Origin of the sequence: Agrobacterium sp. SORGH_AS_0745 (genome assembly GCF_030818995.1) — a bacterium.
Taxonomy (GTDB): domain Bacteria; phylum Pseudomonadota; class Alphaproteobacteria; order Rhizobiales; family Rhizobiaceae; genus Agrobacterium; species Agrobacterium tumefaciens.
The window spans coordinates 2,003,696-2,023,196 of record NZ_JAUTBI010000003.1 but is presented as its reverse complement, the minus strand read 5'-3'; the positions used below and the strand labels follow the sequence as shown (position 1 = coordinate 2,023,196).

Sequence of the window (19,501 nt, the reverse complement as noted above, 5' to 3'; positions counted from 1 at the left end):
CCTATATCAGGCGCCAGCCTCGTCTTCGAGCGCGGGCTCGATCGGAGCTTCTTCCGAAGCGCCGATGTCGCGGCCGGACGAACCCTGCTGACGCAGGATGCCGTCGATGGCGGCGCGGGCGATCAGGTCGCAATAGAGCGAGATGGCGCGCGATGCGTCGTCGTTACCCGGGATCGGGTAGTCGATGTGATCCGGATCGCAGTTGGAGTCGATGATCGCAACGACCGGAATGCCAAGACGCTTGGCTTCTTCGATCGCGATCTTTTCTTTGTTGGTGTCGATGATGAACATCAGGTCCGGAACGCCGCCCATATCGCGGATACCGCCGAGAGCCTTTTCAAGCTTTTCGCGTTCGCGCTCGAGGGTCAGACGCTCTTTCTTGGAATAGCCGGTGCCTTCCGAGTTCAGAATCTCGTCAACCTTGCGCAGACGCTGGATCGAGTTGGAGATCGTCTTCCAGTTGGTCATCATGCCGCCGAGCCAGCGGGAGTTGACGTAATACTGGGCCGAACGCTTTGCGCTGTCGGCGATGATTTCAGACGCCTGACGCTTGGTGCCGACGAATAGAACGCGGCCGCCACGAGCAACGGTGTCGGACACGACCTGAAGGGCGCGCGACAGCATCGGAACGGTCTGAGCCAGGTCGATGATGTGGATGTTGTTACGGTCGCCGAAGATGTACGGCTTCATCTTCGGGTTCCAGCGATGCGTCTGGTGACCAAAGTGAACACCAGCTTCCAGAAGCTGACGCATAGAAAAATCGGGCAATGCCATGCCTAGTTACTCCTTTTCCGGTTTAACCCCCGCGAAGCGAACAGCGCCGATTTTCATCGACACCACCGGGCGGAACGGACCGGATTTCTCCCGGAACATCCCAAGCTTCGCGTGTGGAATGGTGAGGCGCATACAGTCGCCTCAGATAAAAAGCAAGCATTTCTGCGAAAAAACCACGCAAACGGTCCGTCTTTTAGCGAACCGGCTTGTTTTCGCAGGTTTCCGGCTTGAGGATATCAAGCTTCGCGAGCTTGCCGGTCAGAACGAAATCGCCGTAATCCATCGTCAGATCGCGGGTGATTCCGTTATCGTAAAGCTTGAACGACATGCGGTAGATCGGCAGGGCGTCGGAGCCGGTCTTGTCGTTGTAATAAGCGATCGTCACCGGCCAGAACGCGGCTTTGCCGAATTCGCCCGCCTTGCCAGCCTCGGCATCGCCGTCCTTCGGCATCTGCGCCTTGCCGACCAGCGTGGAAGTGATCAGGCTTTCATCGCCGTCATCCGAGCCGTCGAAAATACGGGATTCGAAGATGCGCTTTCCCTGCTTGGCGTTTTCAATGACCTGAAACATGTGCTCGGTCGGAAATTCGCTGGCGACGAGATCGATCTGACGGGGGTCCGGGCGGGTCAGATCAACCTTCACACCCTCTTTGTTGTCGATCGCAGCGCCCTGCACTTCCTTGTCCAGCTTGTCGTCGGTGTAGGACTTGGTCTCGAAGGTGAACTTCCTGGCCGCCAGGTCCTCGAAGGTCGTCGTCTGCTGGTCGGTCATGCGGACCGCGTCGCCGGTGTTGATCTGTGTCACGAAACGGAAATCCGTCTTGTAACCCTGACAGGCAGAGCCGGTGAATTCATAGACCATGCGGCCCGTCATGCCCTCGATACCGGAACGATCCGTCGCGTCCTTGAGTTCGAGATCGTAGACGGCGCGATGGGCGATGAGGTCCGGAACCGTGACGGGCAAGGCATTGGCACCGTTCGACAGGCCGGTCATGAGCCCTGTGGCGGCAACGAAACCAAGCGTCCTGACAAACATTCAATATCTCCTGTTGGACTCGCTGCTCATATTGTACAAGCAACCGCCCGGCTTTTGGATCAACATCTTCTGAATGCCGGATTCTTGAAGGATTTACAACAAAACCGGAGACGAAAATGTCTGATGTCATCGAAGGCCGCCTCAAGGAACTGGGCTTTACTCTTCCCGTAGCGGCAGCACCTGCCGCAAACTACGTTCCGTTCACCATCAGCGGCAATCTTCTTTATGTATCGGGTCAACTGCCGATGGAATCAGGCAAGATTGCGGTGACGGGCCTCGTTGGCCGCGATGTTGATGTTGCAACCGCCCAGCGCGCCGCCGAATTATGCGCCGTCAACATTCTCGCACAGGTCAAGGCTGCCTTGAACGGCGACCTCTCGAAAATCCGTCGTATCCTCAAGCTGAACGGCTTCGTTGCCTCGGTTCCGGAGTTCGTTGAACAGCATCTCGTCATTAACGGCGCCTCCAATCTGCTCGCCAATGTTCTGGGTGATGCCGGCAAGCATGCCCGCGCCGCCGTCGGCATGGCCTGCCTGCCCTTCAATGCCGCCGTCGAGATCGACGCGATCGTGGAAATCGACGTATGACCCTTAAACTTTCCTGGCTTACCGCCCAGCCCGTCGCCCATCGCGGTTATCATGACCTGAACAAGGCGGTATGGGAAAACACGCTATCCGCATTTTCGCGCGCCATCGACGCTGGTTTTGCCATCGAATGCGACGTGCAGCTGGCCGCCGATAGCGTGCCTGTGATTTTTCACGACGACGACATGGCCCGGCTGACGGGTATCAAGGGCGACGTGCGAGAACATACCGCCAGTGAATTGTCTCTGCTTTCGGTCGGTCAGACCAAGGACCGCATACCGACGCTGAAACAACTTCTGACGTTATGCGCCGGCAAGGTGCCGCTGGTGATCGAACTGAAAGGACGTCAGGGCGAAGGCGTCGATGACGGGTTTGCCGAAGCGGTGCTGGAAGATCTCGATGGCTACAAGGGCCAGGTGGCGCTGATGAGCTTCGACCATCACCTCCTCAGAGACCTGAAGGCTGCAGGCTCGCCCTGGCCGCTCGGCCTTACCGCCGAAGGCGCCAAGCCGGAAGACTTCTTCAAACACGACGAGGCGATGCAGATCGGTGTTGATTTCATCTCCTATCATTGGGGTCATTTGCCCAACAGTTTCATCGAGGCGCAAAGAAAACTTGGGCTTCCCGTGATTACCTGGACTGTCAGGGATGAAAATGCGCGCGAGACTACCTATAAATATGCGGACCAGATGACATTCGAAGGTTTCGACCCGAGAGAGAACCCCTCCGCCACGGCATGACAGAAGACTATTCCATACGCGTTGCGCAATCCCTGAGGGATATCGATCCGGACAGCTGGAAACGGCTTTCCGGAACATCACGCAATGTGTCAGGAAAACCATACAATCCTTTCATTTCCCACGCATTTCTATCCTCGATGGAAGATTCCGGATCGGCCACTGCCAAGACCGGATGGCTTGGGCACCATCTGCTTCTCGAAAACGGGTCGGGCGAACTTGTCGGAGCCGTTCCGGCCTATCTGAAGAACCACAGCAAGGGCGAATATGTCTTCGACCATGGCTGGGCGGATGCCTTTGAGCGAGCCGGCGGCCATTATTATCCGAAGCTGCAATGTTCGGTGCCGTTTACGCCGGCGAGCGGGCCGCGGCTGCTGGTATCCGAAACCGAAGACGAGACGCGCTTCAAACCGCTTCTTGCGTCCGGCCTTGTCCAGGTGACGGAAAAGATCGGCGTTTCTTCCGCGCATGTCACGTTTCTGGAAGACGCCGACCTATCCGCGCTTCTGCCCCGGGACTTCCTGCACAGGACCGATCAGCAGTTCCACTTCATCAATGACGGCTATCGCGACCACAACGATTTTCTTGATGCCCTTTCATCGCGCAAGCGCAAGGGGCTGAAAAAGGAACGTCGGGCAGCGCTGGAAAACGGCATCGAGATCGACTGGTTGACCGGAAGCGACCTGACAGAGGAGATCTGGGACCAGTTCTTCGCCTTCTACATGGATACCGGCAGCCGCAAATGGGGACGGCCCTATCTGACGCGGGAATTCTATTCGCTGATCGGCGAGCGCATGCCTGATGACGTTCTGCTGGTCATGGCCAGACGCGAGGGACGCTATATCGCCGGTGCAATCAATTTCATTGGCTCGGATGCGCTTTACGGCCGACACTGGGGCTGTATCGAGGATCATCCCTTCCTGCATTTCGAGGTCTGTTACCATCAGGCGATCGATTTCGCGCTGTCGAAGGGTTTGAAGCGGGTGGAGGCGGGTGCGCAGGGTGAGCACAAGCTGGCGCGCGGTTACGTGCCGGTCACCACCCATTCAGCGCATTTCATCGTCCATCCGGGTCTGCGCCGCGCGATTGCCGATTATCTTCAGCGCGAGCGTGAAGAGGTCGAACATATTGGCGACTATCTGGAAGACCACACGCCCTTCCGCAAGGGTGAGCGACAGGAACACGAGCCGGATGCATAAAGCTGTCGCGATCTTTCAGATTCGCTGCCTACGCTTTATGCCTTTGTTTCGTCGCATGTCGTTATCCGCAAAACCGCTACACGCTTTTAGGCGACATGCTTTAGTCCGTTACGAGGAGAGACCACCGATGACCGCCAGCGCCTATGATGACAACAATATCTTCGCGAAAATCCTACGCGGCGAAATTCCGAGCCACAAGCTCTATGAAGACGAGCATACGCTGGCTTTCATGGATGTGATGCCGCAGGCACCCGGCCATCTTCTGGTCGTTCCGAAAACCGGCTCGCGCAATCTGCTCGATGCCGACCCGCAAGTGCTGGCAAAGACCATTGCCGTGGTGCAGAAACTGGCAGTCGCAGCAAAGGAAGCCTTCGACGCTGATGGCGTCTTTATCGCCCAGTTCAACGAACCGGCAGCCGGCCAGACCGTGTTCCACCTGCATTTCCACGTCATTCCGCGCAAGGAAGGCGAACCGCTGAAGCCGCATTCCGGCGCTATGGCCGATGGCGAAGTGCTGAAGGCCCATGCGGAAAAGATAAAGGCGGCACTTGCCTCGTGATGTTTGCCAAGACGCCCACGCGTTTGGCAGAATGGCGTCATCCGCACACCGTCACCCCGGAGCTTATCCGGGGTGCGGCGCGATCCAGTCCTTGATCGCGCAATACTCCTCTCGGCGCAGACGCGCCTTGGCTGGTTGCCGGATCTAGTCTGGCATGACGACCGTGGTGCTTATCATCATTCCACGGGACGGTAGGCATTCCTCTCCGGCCAGGGCCAGCCTTCAAGCACCGCCATATCCGGCCGGAATATCTCCACCTTCAGGGGATAGCACGGAACCGCGTCGCTCGAATGGCTGGCACCACAATCGCCGCCGGGGCAAGCGGAGAGCGCGCCGATGAGATCAATTTCCGCGAAGAGTTCCAGATAGTCGCCCGGCCGCACCGGGCTTGCCTTCATGAAATACTGATGCGTATCGCGGGTGAAACCCGTGCACATGAAGACGTTCAGAACATCGTGTACATGCGGTTCCGCCTCGCCGAATGACAGGCCTTTGGCCGCGGCGAGCGCATTGGTGAGGTTCGAATGGCAGCAATGGTGATAGTCGCCGCCGCTCAACAGTTTGTTGGTATAGGGATCGCACCGGGTACCGATCACATCATGCACGCCACCGCCATCTTCATCCCAGCCATACCATGACAAAGTATCATGGGTGATGGTCGCCATCGGCCGCAGGGACGGCAGATTGCTCCACAGGCGGTTGCCTACAGAAACATGGGTCGCATGCAGGGCGCGGGTTTTGCCGCTGAAAAAGCGCTCCGTCAGATCATGGGCATTCCAGAGGTTCAAATCCCCAACCTGTGGGCCTTCGGTGCTGACGATGCGGAAAAAGTGTCCCTTCGGAACATTGAAAGTGCCGCCCTCGCGCGGTGGCACGATGACTTCGTCTATCTTCACCATGGCTTTTTTAGCCTGTTCAAGACGCGCCAGGTCCGGTGTCTGAAGTGTGCCGTTCGGATAAACGACGACGGGACGGACGGCGCGGCGCGCGGCGGCATCAATGGGTTCGGCGGCGGACACGGGGGTCATGAAATCCTCGGATGGATGAAAATGTGACGCGAAATTGCGGCATGAATGGCGTGATGACAAGACGGGTTTTTCTTGCGCTCAGACCAAGTCTGACTTAGCCTCGCAGCATCATGAAACTGCCACCGCTCGCCACCCTCCGCGCGTTTGAAGCTGCGGCCAGAAGGACAAGTTTTTCCCTGGCCGCGCAGGAACTCGGCATGACGGCGACGGCCGTAAGCCAGCATGTGCGCAATCTGGAAACATGGCTCGGCGCGCCGCTTTTCGAGCGCCATGCGAGAGGCGTGAGACTGACGCCGGCGGGTCAGGAATTCGGCATGACGGTTTCGGCCGGCTTGGGGCAGATCGCTTCCGGTGCGGAACGGATCAGCCGGGGCCGAAACCGCATCACCGTTCGTCTGGCGAGCCTGCCTTCAGTAGTTGCGCATTTTCTTACACCCCGCCTGCCCCGTTTCCGCGCGCTCTATCCAGACATACAGGTGTCAATCAGCTATTCCGGCAGGAATGAGACCACGCAGCCCGATCTCAGCATCACCCACGGCCCACGCCGTGCGCACAAAGCCGTGGCGCTTTTCAGTGCCGAGACGCGCCCGACATGCGCACCCGCTTACGCCACGAAGTCCGGTCCGTTCGACGATGTCTCAAGCCTGCGGCGGGCTGAATTGCTGCATGACGCCACCGAGACGGCATGGCGGGACTGGCTGGCGACTGCTGGCCTATCCCTGTTCCAGGGCACTGGCCCAATCTTTGCCGACTTCAATCTGCTCGTGACCGCTCTCAAGGCGGGACACGGCATCGGCCTTTGCCCGACAGCGCTTCTTCGCGACGAAATCGCCGACGGTCAATTGACCGTGCTTTTCGATCGGGCGGCCGATGCGGACAAATATTACTGGTTGATTGAAGCAGAAGAGATGACCGCATCGGCCCGACTCCTGTCGGACTGGCTTGTCGATGAGGCGCGCGAGAGCGGAAACCGGGGCGATTACTCCGCCGCGACGACTTGAGTCGAAGCGCGAGCCTTCTCTCCGTTTCTTTCCCTTACCGAAAGCCACTTGAGCAGCCAGGATGAAGCTGCACAGACGATTGCAAACGCGACGAGACCGCCGAAAATATCAGACAGATGATGACCGCCTTGAACGAGAACAGCGGGCAACATCAAGATATTGATCGGCAAGATCACCGCCATCACCAACCAGTGACGTGGAACGAACCAGACGGACATCGCCGCCATTAAGATATGAAACGAAGGGAAACCGATTAGCCCCAGCACGTTTTTGGGCGAAAGGTGAACAACCCCTTCCGTTATCAGGCGGTTCAACTCCTGCCCGTACGCATTATCAACAGCCAAGGGGATGGTCTGAGAAACCCATTGCGGCAGTTGCACATAGGCGGATGGTCCAAATGACGGGAAAAATATCCAGAAGATTATACTTGCAAAAGCGCCCAGCACTCCCGTCACAAGGAAGTGGTGCAACATCCGCTCCTTGCCTGTAAAACCAAGCGTAATAACGATCACCAGAAGCTGCGGCAACGACGTCGCATAAACGAAAAACAGGATCGTTCCGATCCACGGATGTGTCGCCGCCCAAGTGACGATGCCCATCCAACTATAACCGAAGGCTGCATCCACACGGAAAAGCACATGATCGATTGCTGGGAACGCGACAGGCAGGAACATGTAGTTAAAGACGGACGCGACAAGCGTAAAAAGAATGAACAGTCCGCCTGCGATTAGCGCGGCAGCTATGCGAAGATCACGCCCGCTTTTGCGATAGAACTGACCGAGAATAAAAACGCCGGCGCCCATCGATCCGCATAATAAATATCCGGCGTAGTCAACCGCGATGCCTTTGACAGCGATCAGTACCGTATCGATAACGAATAAGATGGTGATAAAGCCAAGTACAAAACGCTCTGCCGCAAATAGTCGCATGGAATAGCCGCCCCGGTTCCAATCGACGGCACAGTAGGGTATTTAGCTTAATATTCATATAATGAAAGTATTATAAACAACCCACCGGCCGGGAGCCAGATCGGCGCGGCCACGCCGGCGATAAAGCGATTGCCGGTCGCCAGGAATGCGATGAAACCGAATGTCGCCGCTCCGATGTGCAGCCACAGTAGCGATGCCTCCACGAGATGACCACATCGCCCCGGCTTCTGTCGGACCGGCTTGTTGCGGAGGCGCGCGAGTACGAAAACCGGGGCGATTATTCCGCCGCGAAGACTTGGGCAGGAACTGCTGCCGCCTTGCCGGCCCGTTCCTTTGCCGACAGCCAGTTGAGCAGACGGCTCGAGGCTGCGCAAACGATAACAAAAGCGAAGAGGCCGCCAAAAATATCCGAGAGATGATGTCCGCCCTGAACGAGAACGGCAGGCAGCATCAAAAGATTTAGCGGCAAAATCACCGCCATCACCAGCCAGTGACGCGGAACGAACCAGACGGACATCGCCGCCATGAAGATGTGAAACGACGGGAAACCGATCAATCCCAACACGTTTTTAGGGGTGAGATAGCTTACGCCTTCCTGCCCCAATCGCATCAGTTCCTGTCCATAGGCAGGATCGACCGCCATTGGAATTGTCTCGGTGACCCATTGCGGCAGATCCAGATAGGCTTTAGCGCCGTAGGTTGGAAAAAATATCCAAAAGACGATGCTGGCGAGAGCGCCAAGCACCCCCGTTACCAGAAAATGGTGCAGCATCCGATCCTTGCCGGTAAAACCCAGCATGATGACGATCAACAGCAGTTGCGGCAGCGACGTCGCATAGACAAAAAACAAGGTTTTGCCGATCCACGGTTGGGTAGCAGCCCAGATGACAACATCCCGCCAGTTATAGCCGAGCGCGGCATCCACGCTCAACAACAGGGGATCGATCGCCGGAAACTGAACCGGCAGGAACATGTAGTTAAACACAGAGCCCGCCAGCGAAAAAAGGATGAACAGCCCAGCGGAAACAAGTGCAGCCGCTATGCGAAGATCACGCTCGCTTATCCGGTAGAACTGGCCAAGAAGAAAAACCCCGGTACCCGCCACCAGGCACATAGAATATCCGGTATAGTCAACCTCAATGCCCTTCGTCATAATCAATGCAACATCGACAATAAATAATATAAAAATTACATTCAGTACAAAACGTTCTGCTATAAATAACTTCATAGAATTTACCCCAGACCCCTTCAGCGGAAATCTAGGTCCTTGGCATTAATATTCGGATAAGACGAGTACTAAAAGCCAAGCACAAACAACCCGGCTGCCAAAAGTGCGATAGGCACGGCTACGCCGACAATGACGCGTTGGCCGGCGACCAGGAACGCTGTGAAACCGAGTGCTGCCGCGCCGATGCGTAGCCATAGCGGTGAAGCTTCAAGCGTTCCGGTTGGAAAGACGATCAGCTTGGCGGTGACGGCCATCACGAGCGCGGTGGCGACTGCCCTCACCCAGTATAGCGCCTCGGAATCCTCCTTCAGCCGGTTGCCGGCGAGCACGCCGAGCCAGCGCCAGAGATCGGTCGCCAGCCAGCCGGCAATGGCGATGAAGAGGTAGGGCGCCCACCACTGTTCGGTCATCATGGTTCGCTCTCCGGTGAGACGGGAATGATCTTTCGACGAAAGACGAAACGGTCGATCAGATAAGCCACCGTCCCGCCACCGATCCCGGCATAGAGAATGTCGAATTCCGGCGCGATTACCGCAAAGACCGGCCCCGCGATCACACCGATGATGAAGGCGACCTTGACGACGGAATGGCGGGCGGTCGCCCAGATCGACGCTATGAAATAGACAGGCGTCAGAAAAAACAGCACGCCTGCGACAAGCGGTGGAAAAGCCGCGACGACGCCGTAACAAAGGCCGACAATGATAGCGTTGACGACGGTAAGGGTAATGCCGAAACCGGCAAACCACGCAGCCCGTGCTTCGCGCGGTATCTTGGAAAGGTTTTGCGTGGCGAAGACCCAAGCGGTGATCGCCACGAAGTGGGAGAGGAACAACAAAATCCATGTCGGCGTTTTTGCGCCACGCATCTCTGGAACGATGGAGGCAACCATGGGCATCATTCGCACCGATGACAGCGTCACCGCCAGAAAACACGCGGCAAGATTGGCGCCGCCGACCATCGAGCCGATCAGGATCATCTTGGCCGGCAAAGCCCAGATAACCAGCGTCATAAACACCGCTTCCCCACGTTGAACGCCCGATTCCAGCGCGAAGGCGCTGAAACCGACGAAGGATGTCATGAGAATGAGCGAGGGCAGCGAGAATATGCCCCGCATTCCCCTGAAAAACCAGCCGCGCAGGGGGATGGTATCGCTGTCTGCTGATTGCATTGCTGGTCCACTAATGCATGTCGTCCGAAAGTGCGCAGCGGTTTCGGAATGATGAGAAAAATAAAGCGCGTTTCACGAATCCGGTAAAATGCGACGCGCTTCAGGCATGAAAATGCCGGGCTTTCGCCCGGCACCGTTTGTCGGTCGGAAGACCGTTATCATTTCTTCTTCGGCACCTTCGGCACCGTATTCGCCTTGCGGCGCGGCTTGCTCTCCTCGTCGGGCTTGCTCGCCTCGGCAACCAGAACATCCGCTTCCTCATTGGCAATCGCTGCCTTCGAGGCGGGCTTCGCCTTGGCCTTAGACGCCTTGCCCGGAGACTTGGCAGCATTGAGCTCTGCTTCCGGCTTCGGCTTTACCGGCGCTGTTTCCGGCAGAACCTCGAGCTTGAGGCCGTCGGAACCATCGTCCTTCTTGCCGACGGTGACGCTGACGACACCGCCCTTCTTGAGCTTGCCAAAGAGGATTTCGTTGGCGAGCGGCTTCTTGATGTGTTCCTGGATCACGCGCGACAGCGGGCGAGCGCCCATCTTCTCGTCGTAACCCTTTTCCGCCAGCCAGGAGATCGCGTCTTCGTGCAGATCGAAGGTGACATTCCGCTCGGAGAGCTGGGTCTCGAGCTGCATGACGAACTTCTGTACCACCTTGTGGATAACGGCAGTCGGCAGCGGCGAGAACGGAATGATCGCATCCAGACGGTTGCGGAATTCCGGTGTGAACAGGCGGTTGATCGCCTCTTCATCCTCACCCGTGCGTCGCGAAGAACCGAAACCGATGGCCGATTTTGCCATTTCGGAAGCACCCGCATTGGTCGTCATGATGAGGATGACGTTGCGGAAGTCGATCTTCTTGCCGTTATGGTCGGTCAGCGAGCCATGGTCCATTACCTGCAACAGGATGTTGTAGATGTCCGGATGGGCCTTCTCGATTTCGTCCAGCAACACCACGGAATGCGGATGCTGATCGACGCCATCGGTCAAGAGACCGCCCTGGTCGAAGCCGACATAACCGGGAGGCGCACCGAGCAGACGCGAGACAGTATGGCGCTCCATATATTCCGACATGTCGAACCGCAGCATCTCGACACCAAGCGAGGCGGCGAGCTGCTTGGCCACTTCGGTCTTGCCCACGCCGGTCGGGCCGGAGAAGACATATGAGCCGATCGGCTTGTTCGGTTCGCGCAAACCGGCGCGTGCCAGCTTGATGGCGGTGGCCAGCGCCTCGATGGCGATGTCCTGACCATAAACGACCGAGCGCAGTTCCTTTTCGAGGTTGGCGAGAACCATCTCGTCATCCTTGGAAACGGTCTTCGGCGGAATGCGGGCCATCGTCGCGATGGTTGCTTCGATTTCCCGTTCCGTGATCAGCTTGCGACGCTTGGACGCCGGCAGCAACATCTGCGCCGCACCGGTCTCGTCGATTACGTCGATCGCCTTGTCCGGCAGCTTGCGGTCGGAAATGTAGCGGGCCGACAATTCGACAGCAGCCTTGATCGCTTCGTTGGAATATCTGAGGTGATGATAATCCTCGAAGTAGGGCTTCAGGCCCTTCATGATCGCGATAGCATCATCGATCGATGGCTCGTTAACGTCGATCTTCTGGAATCGACGTACCAGCGCACGGTCCTTTTCGAAGAACTGGCGATATTCCTTGTAGGTGGTCGAACCGATGCAGCGGATCGCGCCTGACGACAGAGCGGGCTTCAACAGATTCGATGCATCCATTGCGCCGCCGGACGTCGCACCCGCACCGATGACCGTGTGGATTTCGTCGATGAACAGGACTGCGCCGGGATATTCCTCGAGCTCCTTGACGACCTGCTTCAGGCGTTCCTCGAAATCACCACGATAGCGGGTTCCGGCCAGAAGAGTGCCCATGTCGAGCGAGAAGATCGTGTCATTGGCCAGCGCTTCAGGCACCTTGCCCTCAACAATACGCTTGGCCAAACCTTCGGCGATCGCCGTCTTGCCCACGCCCGGATCGCCCACATACAGCGGGTTGTTCTTGGAGCGGCGGCAGAGGATCTGGATGGTGCGGTTGACTTCCTCATGACGGCCGATCAACGGGTCGATCTTGCCGTTTTTCGCCTTTTCATTGAGGTTGACGCAATAGGCCTTCAGCGCATCCTGCTGTTTCTTGGCGGATGAGCCTTCTTCCTCGGGATTGCTGCGTGCAGCCTTGGGGTCGGCCTCCGGCTCGTCTGCGCCACGCGGAGCGCGGGTCTGCGACGTGCCCGGACGCTTGCCGATGCCGTGGGAGATATAATTGACCGCATCGTAACGGGTCATTTCCTGCTCCTGCAGGAAATAGGCAGCATGGCTTTCGCGCTCGGCGAAAATGGCCACAAGCACGTTCGCTCCGGTCACTTCCTCGCGGCCGGACGACTGAACATGAATGACAGCCCGCTGGATAACCCGCTGGAAGCCAGATGTGGGCTTGGAATCCTCGTCATAACCGGTCACGAGGTTGGTCAGTTCGTTGTCGACGTAATCGCTGACAGTCTTGCGCAGCGCATCGAGATCGACATTACAGGCGCCCATCACGGCAGCGGCATCCGCGTCGTCGATCAGCGCCAGAAGGAGATGTTCCAGCGTCGCATATTCGTGGTGACGCTCATTTGCAAAGGTCAGTGCCTGGTGCAGCGCCTTCTCGAGACTTGGGGAAAAAGTTGGCACGTTGCGATCCTCATTTCTTTTCCATGACGCATTGCAGCGGATGCTGGTGCTGTCGGGCGAAATCCATGACCTGGCTTACTTTCGTCTCTGCGACCTCATATGTAAACACCCCACATTCTCCTACGCCGTGCTGGTGCACGTGCAGCATGATGCGGGTCGCCGCTTCGCGATCCTTCTGGAAAAAACGCTCCAGAATATGAATGACGAACTCCATTGGAGTGTAATCGTCATTCAGTAAAAGAACACGGTACAAATTCGGTCTTTTCGTCTTTGGCTTGACGCGGGTTATAACGGACGTTCCGCGGTTCGTACCGCCGTCTTCCCCGTCGCCCTCGCCCTGCATGTAGATCGGCTCAGCGATCATCTTTCATCATTCTCCAAACCGTTCTCAAACCGGCAGTCATCACCAGGAGGGAGAACTTCGCCTCTACATATCTAGGTCGTTAAGATCGGATTTTAAGCCCCCTGTGAAACGGTGCAATCACTATTGCGTTTGCGAAGAGGCAAACCTTGGGAAAAACAGGGGGCTTGCGATAGCACTGCGGGAAAGCGCGGTGCTATCCGGCTTTCCTGACGTGGTTTCAGCCTTGACGCCAAGCGCCTGCAAGGGAATCGCGAGCAACAGCGGACCCAATCTCACGCCCGCGCCATCCGCCGTCATTCCTTGTTGTCGAGCATTTCGCGAACGGCGATCGCCAGCTGTTTCAGCGAGAAAGGTTTTGGCAGGAAGCCGAACTTGGCATCCGCCGGAAGGTTTTTCGCAAACGCGTCCTCGGCATAACCAGAAACGAAGATGAATTTCAGGTCGGGATAGGATTTGCGCAATTCCCTCAGGAGTGAAGGACCGTCCATCTCGGGCATAACGACGTCCGACACGACGATATCGACCTTGCCTTCCAGCTCTTCCATCACCTCCAGCGCCTCGACACCCGAACCCGCCTCATGAACGGTGTAACCACGGGTTTCCAGCATGCGCTTGCCGCCGCGCCGCACTGCCTCCTCGTCCTCCACCAGAAGGACGACGGCGGAGTTGCCGGTCAGATCCAGCGGCTCTTCCTTCACCGGTTCGGGCAGAGCCACAGGGGCGAGTGCCGCTTCACCGGGCTGCTGGCCCGGAACGTGCACCACTTCCACCACGTGACGCGGCAAATAGATGCGGAACGCAGTGCCTTTGCCCACTTCCGATTCGGGATAGATGTAACCGCCGGACTGCTTCACGATGCCATAGACCATCGACAGGCCGAGACCGGTGCCCTTGCCGACATCCTTGGTGGTGAAGAACGGCTCGAAGATTTTGTCCATGATCTCCGGCGGAATGCCGGTTCCGTTATCGGCGACTTCCACCATGACCATGTCTTCCGCCGGGACTTCCGGCCGACCGAGCGCTGCGGCTTCATCCGCATCCACATTGCGCGTGCGGATGGTGATCTTGCCGCCATCGGGCATGGCATCGCGCGCGTTGACGCAAAGATTGATCAGCACCTGCTCAAATTGCGACAGGTCGGTCTTCACCGGCCAGAGATCGCGGCCGTAATCCACTTCCAACTTGACATTGGTGCCGGAAATCAACCGGTCTACCAGCATGCGCAGGTCGCCGATAACGTCGGTCAGGTTGAGGATCGCCGGGCGCATCGTCTGTTTGCGCGAGAAAGCGAGAAGCTGTCGCACCAGCACCGCCGCGCGGTTGGCGTTGCGCTTGATCTCCATCAGGTCGGCGAAGCTCGGGTCTGCGGGCCGGGCCTGCAACAGCAGATGGTCTGATGACAACAGGATCGCAGTTAGCACATTGTTGAAATCGTGGGCAATGCCGCCTGCCAGCGTGCCGACGGCGTTCATCTTCTGCGTCTGCGCCATCTGGGTTTCGAGCGCCTTCTGCTCCGTCACCTCGATCGCATAAACGATTGCCACCTCTTCGGGCGCCTCGTCGTCCTGATCGATGACGGCATTGACGTAGAAACGGAAATGGCGGCCCTCGTCGCTCGGATGGCGGGAATCGAACGGGGCGATATCGCCCTGCCGGTCCTTCGCCTCGGCCAGCGCCTGCTCAAGCCTGGGTTTCTCATTGTCGTGGATGATGGCTTCGAGGGCAACACCGCGATCAATATCGTCACGCCCGACGACGCCGGAGAATAGCTTGAGGAATGGCGCGTTGATACGAAGAATGCGGCCTTCGCCGTCGAGCGAGGCAATCGCCATCGGCGTGTTGTTGAAGAAACGCGTGAAGCGCATGGCGGACGAGGATTCCGTATCCTCCTGCCCTTTCGGACGCATCAGAACAATCGTCCGGCTTTCGCCGGGCGCGCCGTCCTTCGAGGTAACCTGATGCACGAGGCGGGCCGGCATGCTCTGGCCGTTGACCCGGCGCATGTCGAGATCGAGAATCTCGGTGCGCTTGGCTGAACCCTGGGGATGGACGGATTCGATCAGCGCCATACCCTCGCCGGCGACGATGTCCGACACAGTCATTGAACCGGGCGAAAATTGCGCAAGATCGATGCCGAGCCATTCGGACAGGGTGGCGTTCAGATAAACAATCTCACCCTTGCGACCTGCGGAAAAGAAACCGGCCGGCGCGTGGTCGAGATAATCGATGGCGTTCTGCAATTCGCGGAAGAAGCGTTCCTGATCTTCCCGCTCAGGCGTGATATCGGCAATCTGGAAGACGTGCAGCGCCTCGCCGCCCGCATCCTTCAGCACCCGACCTTTCAGTCGGTACCAGTGCGGCCCGCCGGAAGTGCCCTCCCCGAGCGGCTTGAGCAGACGGAACTCCTCGTAACCGTCACGCCCCTCCCGCAAAACATTGATGAGGCGATAGAGCGCCTCGGTCGATTCCCGGCTGCGCGAGAGCAGCGTCTCCAGGCTCTGGATATCGCTCGCCTTCGTGGTGCCGCTCATCCGGCAATAGGTGGCGTTGGCGTAGACCATATGCCCCTTGGCATCGGTAATCAGTGTGCCGTCCGGGTGTGCCGACAGGAAACGGCGGGCCAGCCCGTCCGATTGCGACTGCGGCATGACCTCGATGAAACCGATGATCGACGACACCAGAAAAAAGATACCCATCATCGCTAGCACGCCGAGAATGCCGAGCACGATTTCGTTTTCCAGCGAATCCTTGAAATAGACGAAAGCAGCAGCGGCAGCGATGAGCACCAGCGCCAGCAGCAGAATCCGCAGAACCGTGCCGGAACGGGCACGCCTGTCCACCAGCGGAAGGTCGTTGTCGCTTGTCTCGCGCACCCGTGTCATCTTGGCCTCGCAGTCCTGCAGGTCGTCATTCGGTCAGCCCTATTTCCTCGACGGAATCGGGCAGTAGAATTTCTTGTAGCAACTCGCTTGACCGTCAAAAAGCTCCGCTGCACCACAAAGGCTTAAAATCGCACAGAGAAACGGCCCTAAAGAGGCGCAAATGCCTCAGAAGCCTATTTTGCGGCTGCAGGTCAGCGCTTTAACCTGGCATTGAATGCGCGGCGCGGAGCATACGATATTGCCATCCGCTAGCGTGCAAACCGAGCATCCATCCGTGAAATCGATACAGGATGGATTGTCTCTTACGAACTCAATCATGTTCGCAGGATTTTCGGACGCCTTGTCATCCGCCGTCGCGGCCTGAGCGGGAAAAACAAATCCCGGCAATCCAAATAAAACAACAAAAATAAAAACTCTTACCGGAAACCCGTCAACGAGCAATTTCGCAAGCATTTACAATCGCTCCTTCGAAGAGAGAATTGCAACCTTCATTGCTCCCCGGCATTGAAGGGAAAGATATGACGCTTGGGTGGCGCCCGGCCGGCTGATGAGACGATCCTATGAAGTGATCCTGGGGACGAAATGAATAAACCTTGTATCACGCTTAAAAAAATCGTCTTTTCCTGCTTGGCGTTCACATTATAAGAACCACGGCAATATTAATTGCACGAAAAAATCTGAAGGGATGATCTCCATGATGGAAGATTTTATCGGCACCTATGGAAACAATCTCATCGTCGCCGTCGTCGGTGTCGGTCTCGCCCTGCTTGTTCTGGCAATTGTTCTCTGGATACTGCGCAGGCGCGGCGGGGCGGCCCCGTTCATCCGTGGCGGTCGCAACCGGCAGCCGCGCTTGCAGGTTCTCGATGCGACGGCGGTGGACGCCCGGCGCCGTCTGGTGCTGGTGCGCCGCGACAATGTCGAGCATCTTGTCATGATCGGCGGTCCAACCGATATCGTCATCGAGAGTGGTATCGGCGCGATCCCAATCGTCAGGGAAGTGCGCGAACCGCAGGAAGCGGAACTCAAGGCGCTGCCGCGTCAGGACAGCGAACCAAAAAGGGCTGAACCGCCGATCCCTCGCGAAAGCCGCCCAGCTTTGCCACAGCAGCCAATCGCAGCGGCATCTCCAGCCTCCTTGCCGGAAGAACCCGTAAAGCAGCCGCAGCGGCCGGAACCGCCCGCCCCGGCTGCTCGTCCAGCACCCACCCCTGCACCGGCCGCATCGCTGCCACCACGTCCGTCTACGCCGCCGCAACCGGTATCCACGCCCATGACTGCACGCGAGCCCGTTGCACCGGTAAGACCAGCCGCCCCGGAAAGGGATACTACTCGTCCTGCGCCACCACCGGCATCGGTCATTGCGGCACCGGCCGCCGCTGTTCTGCCTCTCGCCGCCGCATCACTCGACATGCCCGCCGAGCGACCGGAACAGCGCCGCCCTGATCCCTTCGTGCCGGCTCCTCTACCCTCGGCGCCGCCCGCACCGCCTGTCCAGGCAACGGTTCCTGAAGAACGGCCGACGGTCGTTGCCCCGCCGGTTTTTGCCGCGCGCGAACCGGTCGTCGACCAAACGAATGCCGCAGATTTTCTGGATGCCGCGCGCGAGCGCGTTCTACCCGGCCTGAAACCGGGGCAAGATGCGCCTGCGCCCTTTGCGCCAAAGCCTGAAAATCCGCCCGTCGTCTCCGCTAACGCCGAGCCGAAATTCTCCGATGACCTTGCCAGCGATTTCGAAAGCTTTCTTGAGGCGGAGATCGCCAAGAGCAAAGATGTGGATAGCGAACAGGCAGTCGCCGCTGCTGCGGAAAAGCCAAAAACCGAACCCGTCTCGCCGCCTGTTACCGGTGCAACGCCGGATGGCGACATGCAGAAGGAAATGGCGCGTATTTTCGGCGAACTTTCCGTTACCCGCGACCGCTGACAGGTTCACATCTGTCGGCAGACAGACATTCAAAACAAAAAAAGGGCGCGGAAACAAATCCGTGCCCTTTGTCATTTTGGTTCTGTTCATTGGCCGGCTCGCCGAAGCGCCCGGAACAACGCTGCGCCTTATTCGTCGCGATAGACTTTTTCACGACGCTCGTGACGTTCCTGCGCCTCGATGGACAGGGTCGCTATCGGTCGTGCGTCGAGGCGCTTGAGGCCAATAGGCTCACCCGTTTCTTCACAGTAACCGTAAGTGCCGTCATCAATCCGCTGAAGGGCAGAGTCGATCTTGGAGATCAACTTACGCTGGCGGTCACGGGCGCGAAGTTCGATCGCCCGGTCAGTTTCCGAAGATGCCCGATCGGCTAGGTCGGGATGGTTGGCGCTTTCTTCGGCGAGATGTCCGAGGGTCTCGCGCGCTTCTCTCAGGATGTCGTTTCTCCAGGCCACCAGCTTCGCGCGGAAGTAGGCACGCTGGTTTGCATTCATGAACTCGTCGTCTTCCGAGAGCACATATTTGCTAAGATCGATCTTCTCACTCAACGCGATTCTCCTCGAAGAACATCTCAATGCGGCGGTGTATACTCCAATGATATAGGCTGATTCAAGTCTACAGATCAGTTTTCAGGCATTTTTAAAACTGACACAAAAATCATCTAAATGACTAATTTTTATCCTTTATTCGTATTCAAGCGATCTCTTCTTAAATCACTTAAACGCGACTTACCAACAGGAAAGAGGACTTGCGGTCATGCAACCCTATCCTGTAGCATTCCTCCATTGCCTCCCATTCGAACGTCGGTCCCCGCCCTTGACAGCATCTTCTCCGAGCCGAGTGTATCTTTTGCGCCACGCCAAGGCCGCCTGGGCGGCACCGGGAGAACGCGATTTCGACCGGGGATTGAACGAGGCCGGTTTTGCCGAGGCGGAGATCATCGCCGACCTTGCCGCCGACCGGCGCTACCGCCCGGACGTGCTCTTGTCCTCCACGGCCACGCGCTGCCGGCAGACCACGCAGGCCTGGCAGCGGGCCTTCAACGAGGGCATCGACATCGTCTATATCGACGAAATGTACAATGCGCGCAGCGAAACCTATCTTTCTCTCATCGCCGCGCAAACGGACGCACAGTCCGTGATGCTGGTCGGGCACAACCCCACAATGGAGGCGACGCTGGAGGCGATGATAGGCGAGGACCTGCTGCATGCCGCCCTGCCCTCCGGTTTTCCGACATCGGGTCTTGCGGTTCTCGATCACGACGACAGTGCCGGGAATGGTAAAAATCGCTGGCGACTGGTCGATTTTCTGTCGCCCGGAAAATAGCAGCAGCAGCGTGCGACCAATGCGTTGCCGAAGCCGGACCCGTTGAAAATCCATTGGCGCGCTTCTTTTTTGGGCAACCGCCCCTTC

At 57.8% G+C, this 19,501-nt stretch carries 20 protein-coding genes; 7 read left to right on the top strand and 13 right to left on the bottom strand.

Features of this window, described 5'->3' with window-relative positions:
- Nucleotides 1-6: 6 nt before the first annotated feature.
- The 3 genes from rpsB to QE432_RS19600 form a co-directional block, all read right to left on the bottom strand.
- Nucleotides 7-774 (bottom strand): 30S ribosomal protein S2, encoded by a 768-nt coding sequence (rpsB, locus tag QE432_RS19610; RefSeq protein ID WP_003512836.1) that lies wholly within the window; start codon nt 772-774, stop codon nt 7-9.
- Between the two features lie 6 nt (nt 775-780).
- On the bottom strand, nt 781-906 hold the full coding sequence (locus tag QE432_RS19605) for a hypothetical protein (RefSeq protein ID WP_003512833.1): 126 nt from the start codon (nt 904-906) through the stop codon (nt 781-783).
- A gap of 61 nt (nt 907-967) precedes the next feature.
- On the bottom strand, nt 968-1,810 hold the full coding sequence (locus tag QE432_RS19600; RefSeq protein ID WP_373465167.1) for a cell envelope integrity EipB family protein: 843 nt from the start codon (nt 1,808-1,810) through the stop codon (nt 968-970).
- 116 nt (nt 1,811-1,926) lie between these two features.
- Between QE432_RS19600 and QE432_RS19595 the strand changes: the two genes are divergently transcribed.
- The 4 genes from QE432_RS19595 (at nt 1,927) to QE432_RS19580 (ending at nt 4,889) form a co-directional block, all read left to right on the top strand.
- Nucleotides 1,927-2,397: a RidA family protein gene (locus QE432_RS19595; RefSeq protein ID WP_003512829.1), complete on the top strand. Its 471-nt coding sequence runs from the start codon at nt 1,927-1,929 to the stop codon at nt 2,395-2,397.
- Nucleotides 2,394-3,134: a glycerophosphodiester phosphodiesterase gene (locus QE432_RS19590; RefSeq protein ID WP_306625368.1), complete on the top strand. Its 741-nt coding sequence runs from the start codon at nt 2,394-2,396 to the stop codon at nt 3,132-3,134. The genes QE432_RS19595 and QE432_RS19590 overlap by 4 nt, the downstream gene beginning before the upstream one ends.
- Entirely contained in the window at nt 3,131-4,330 is a 1,200-nt protein-coding gene (locus QE432_RS19585) for a GNAT family N-acetyltransferase (protein ID WP_174061429.1), read from the top strand. Before QE432_RS19590 ends, QE432_RS19585 begins: the two co-directional genes overlap by 4 nt.
- Nucleotides 4,331-4,457: 127 nt before the next feature.
- Nucleotides 4,458-4,889, top strand: coding sequence for an HIT family protein (locus QE432_RS19580; protein ID WP_019565530.1), 432 nt, complete (start codon nt 4,458-4,460; stop codon nt 4,887-4,889).
- Between the two features lie 176 nt (nt 4,890-5,065).
- On the opposite strand, the gene QE432_RS19575 is transcribed toward QE432_RS19580, so the two are convergent.
- Nucleotides 5,066-5,917: an urea carboxylase-associated family protein gene (locus tag QE432_RS19575; protein WP_025593335.1), complete on the bottom strand. Its 852-nt coding sequence runs from the start codon at nt 5,915-5,917 to the stop codon at nt 5,066-5,068.
- A gap of 110 nt (nt 5,918-6,027) precedes the next feature.
- Between QE432_RS19575 and QE432_RS19570 the strand changes: the two genes are divergently transcribed.
- Complete coding sequence (locus tag QE432_RS19570; protein WP_306625366.1) at nt 6,028-6,918, top strand: LysR family transcriptional regulator; 891 nt, start codon at nt 6,028-6,030, stop codon at nt 6,916-6,918.
- Here QE432_RS19570 and QE432_RS19565 read toward each other — a convergent pair.
- From QE432_RS19565 to QE432_RS19530, 8 genes are all read right to left on the bottom strand, one after another.
- Nucleotides 6,897-7,847 (bottom strand): phosphatase PAP2 family protein, encoded by a 951-nt coding sequence (locus QE432_RS19565; RefSeq protein WP_306625364.1) that lies wholly within the window; start codon nt 7,845-7,847, stop codon nt 6,897-6,899. The genes QE432_RS19570 and QE432_RS19565 overlap by 22 nt on opposite strands.
- Before the next feature lie 277 nt (nt 7,848-8,124).
- A complete protein-coding gene (locus QE432_RS19560) occupies nt 8,125-9,075 on the bottom strand; it encodes a phosphatase PAP2 family protein (protein WP_306625362.1) in 951 nt (316 codons plus the stop codon).
- 68 nt (nt 9,076-9,143) lie between these two features.
- Nucleotides 9,144-9,488 carry an AzlD domain-containing protein gene (locus tag QE432_RS19555; RefSeq protein WP_306625360.1) on the bottom strand — a complete coding sequence of 115 codons (345 nt, stop codon included), beginning with the start codon at nt 9,486-9,488 and terminating at the stop codon, nt 9,144-9,146.
- Nucleotides 9,485-10,243 carry an AzlC family ABC transporter permease gene (locus QE432_RS19550; RefSeq protein ID WP_013636011.1) on the bottom strand — a complete coding sequence of 253 codons (759 nt, stop codon included), beginning with the start codon at nt 10,241-10,243 and terminating at the stop codon, nt 9,485-9,487. Before QE432_RS19550 ends, QE432_RS19555 begins: the two co-directional genes overlap by 4 nt.
- A gap of 158 nt (nt 10,244-10,401) precedes the next feature.
- Entirely contained in the window at nt 10,402-12,918 is a 2,517-nt protein-coding gene (gene clpA / locus QE432_RS19545) for an ATP-dependent Clp protease ATP-binding subunit ClpA (RefSeq protein WP_013636010.1), read from the bottom strand.
- A 10-nt stretch (nt 12,919-12,928) separates the two neighbouring features.
- Entirely contained in the window at nt 12,929-13,282 is a 354-nt protein-coding gene (gene clpS / locus QE432_RS19540) for an ATP-dependent Clp protease adapter ClpS (protein WP_003512812.1), read from the bottom strand.
- A 293-nt stretch (nt 13,283-13,575) separates the two neighbouring features.
- Complete coding sequence (cckA, locus tag QE432_RS19535; RefSeq protein ID WP_121556551.1) at nt 13,576-16,164, bottom strand: cell cycle histidine kinase CckA; 2,589 nt, start codon at nt 16,162-16,164, stop codon at nt 13,576-13,578.
- 165 nt (nt 16,165-16,329) lie between these two features.
- Nucleotides 16,330-16,617: a hypothetical protein gene (locus QE432_RS19530; protein ID WP_003512806.1), complete on the bottom strand. Its 288-nt coding sequence runs from the start codon at nt 16,615-16,617 to the stop codon at nt 16,330-16,332.
- Nucleotides 16,618-16,849: 232 nt separating this feature from the next.
- On the opposite strand from QE432_RS19530, the gene QE432_RS19525 reads away from it, so the two are divergent.
- Nucleotides 16,850-18,088, top strand: coding sequence for a flagellar biosynthetic protein FliO (locus tag QE432_RS19525; protein ID WP_306625358.1), 1,239 nt, complete (start codon nt 16,850-16,852; stop codon nt 18,086-18,088).
- Between the two features lie 128 nt (nt 18,089-18,216).
- Here the strand turns inward: QE432_RS19525 and dksA are convergent, their stop codons facing one another.
- Complete coding sequence (dksA, locus tag QE432_RS19520) at nt 18,217-18,636, bottom strand: RNA polymerase-binding protein DksA (protein WP_003512796.1); 420 nt, start codon at nt 18,634-18,636, stop codon at nt 18,217-18,219.
- A 301-nt stretch (nt 18,637-18,937) separates the two neighbouring features.
- Here dksA and QE432_RS19515 point away from each other — a divergent pair, with 301 nt between their 5' ends.
- Nucleotides 18,938-19,414 carry a SixA phosphatase family protein gene (locus tag QE432_RS19515; RefSeq protein ID WP_236742471.1) on the top strand — a complete coding sequence of 159 codons (477 nt, stop codon included), beginning with the start codon at nt 18,938-18,940 and terminating at the stop codon, nt 19,412-19,414.
- Nucleotides 19,415-19,501 lie beyond the last annotated feature (87 nt).

Excerpts from the sequence above, each read along its gene's own strand:
- rpsB (WP_003512836.1), bottom strand. The coding sequence starts at position 774 with ATGGCATTGCCCGATTTTTCTATGCGTCAGCTTCTGGAAGCTGGTGTT.
- QE432_RS19605 (WP_003512833.1), bottom strand. The coding sequence starts at position 906 with ATGCGCCTCACCATTCCACACGCGAAGCTTGGGATGTTCCGGGAGAAA.
- QE432_RS19600 (WP_373465167.1), bottom strand. The coding sequence starts at position 1,810 with ATGTTTGTCAGGACGCTTGGTTTCGTTGCCGCCACAGGGCTCATGACC.
- QE432_RS19595 (WP_003512829.1), top strand. The coding sequence starts at position 1,927 with ATGTCTGATGTCATCGAAGGCCGCCTCAAGGAACTGGGCTTTACTCTT.
- QE432_RS19590 (WP_306625368.1), top strand. The coding sequence starts at position 2,394 with ATGACCCTTAAACTTTCCTGGCTTACCGCCCAGCCCGTCGCCCATCGC.
- QE432_RS19585 (WP_174061429.1), top strand. The coding sequence starts at position 3,131 with ATGACAGAAGACTATTCCATACGCGTTGCGCAATCCCTGAGGGATATC.
- QE432_RS19580 (WP_019565530.1), top strand. The coding sequence starts at position 4,458 with ATGACCGCCAGCGCCTATGATGACAACAATATCTTCGCGAAAATCCTA.
- QE432_RS19575 (WP_025593335.1), bottom strand. The coding sequence starts at position 5,917 with ATGACCCCCGTGTCCGCCGCCGAACCCATTGATGCCGCCGCGCGCCGC.
- QE432_RS19570 (WP_306625366.1), top strand. The coding sequence starts at position 6,028 with ATGAAACTGCCACCGCTCGCCACCCTCCGCGCGTTTGAAGCTGCGGCC.
- QE432_RS19565 (WP_306625364.1), bottom strand. The coding sequence starts at position 7,847 with ATGCGACTATTTGCGGCAGAGCGTTTTGTACTTGGCTTTATCACCATC.
- QE432_RS19560 (WP_306625362.1), bottom strand. The coding sequence starts at position 9,075 with ATGAAGTTATTTATAGCAGAACGTTTTGTACTGAATGTAATTTTTATA.
- QE432_RS19555 (WP_306625360.1), bottom strand. The coding sequence starts at position 9,488 with ATGATGACCGAACAGTGGTGGGCGCCCTACCTCTTCATCGCCATTGCC.
- QE432_RS19550 (WP_013636011.1), bottom strand. The coding sequence starts at position 10,243 with ATGCAATCAGCAGACAGCGATACCATCCCCCTGCGCGGCTGGTTTTTC.
- clpS (WP_003512812.1), bottom strand. The coding sequence starts at position 13,282 with ATGATCGCTGAGCCGATCTACATGCAGGGCGAGGGCGACGGGGAAGAC.
- cckA (WP_121556551.1), bottom strand. The coding sequence starts at position 16,164 with ATGACACGGGTGCGCGAGACAAGCGACAACGACCTTCCGCTGGTGGAC.
- QE432_RS19530 (WP_003512806.1), bottom strand. The coding sequence starts at position 16,617 with ATGCTTGCGAAATTGCTCGTTGACGGGTTTCCGGTAAGAGTTTTTATT.
- QE432_RS19525 (WP_306625358.1), top strand. The coding sequence starts at position 16,850 with ATGATCTCCATGATGGAAGATTTTATCGGCACCTATGGAAACAATCTC.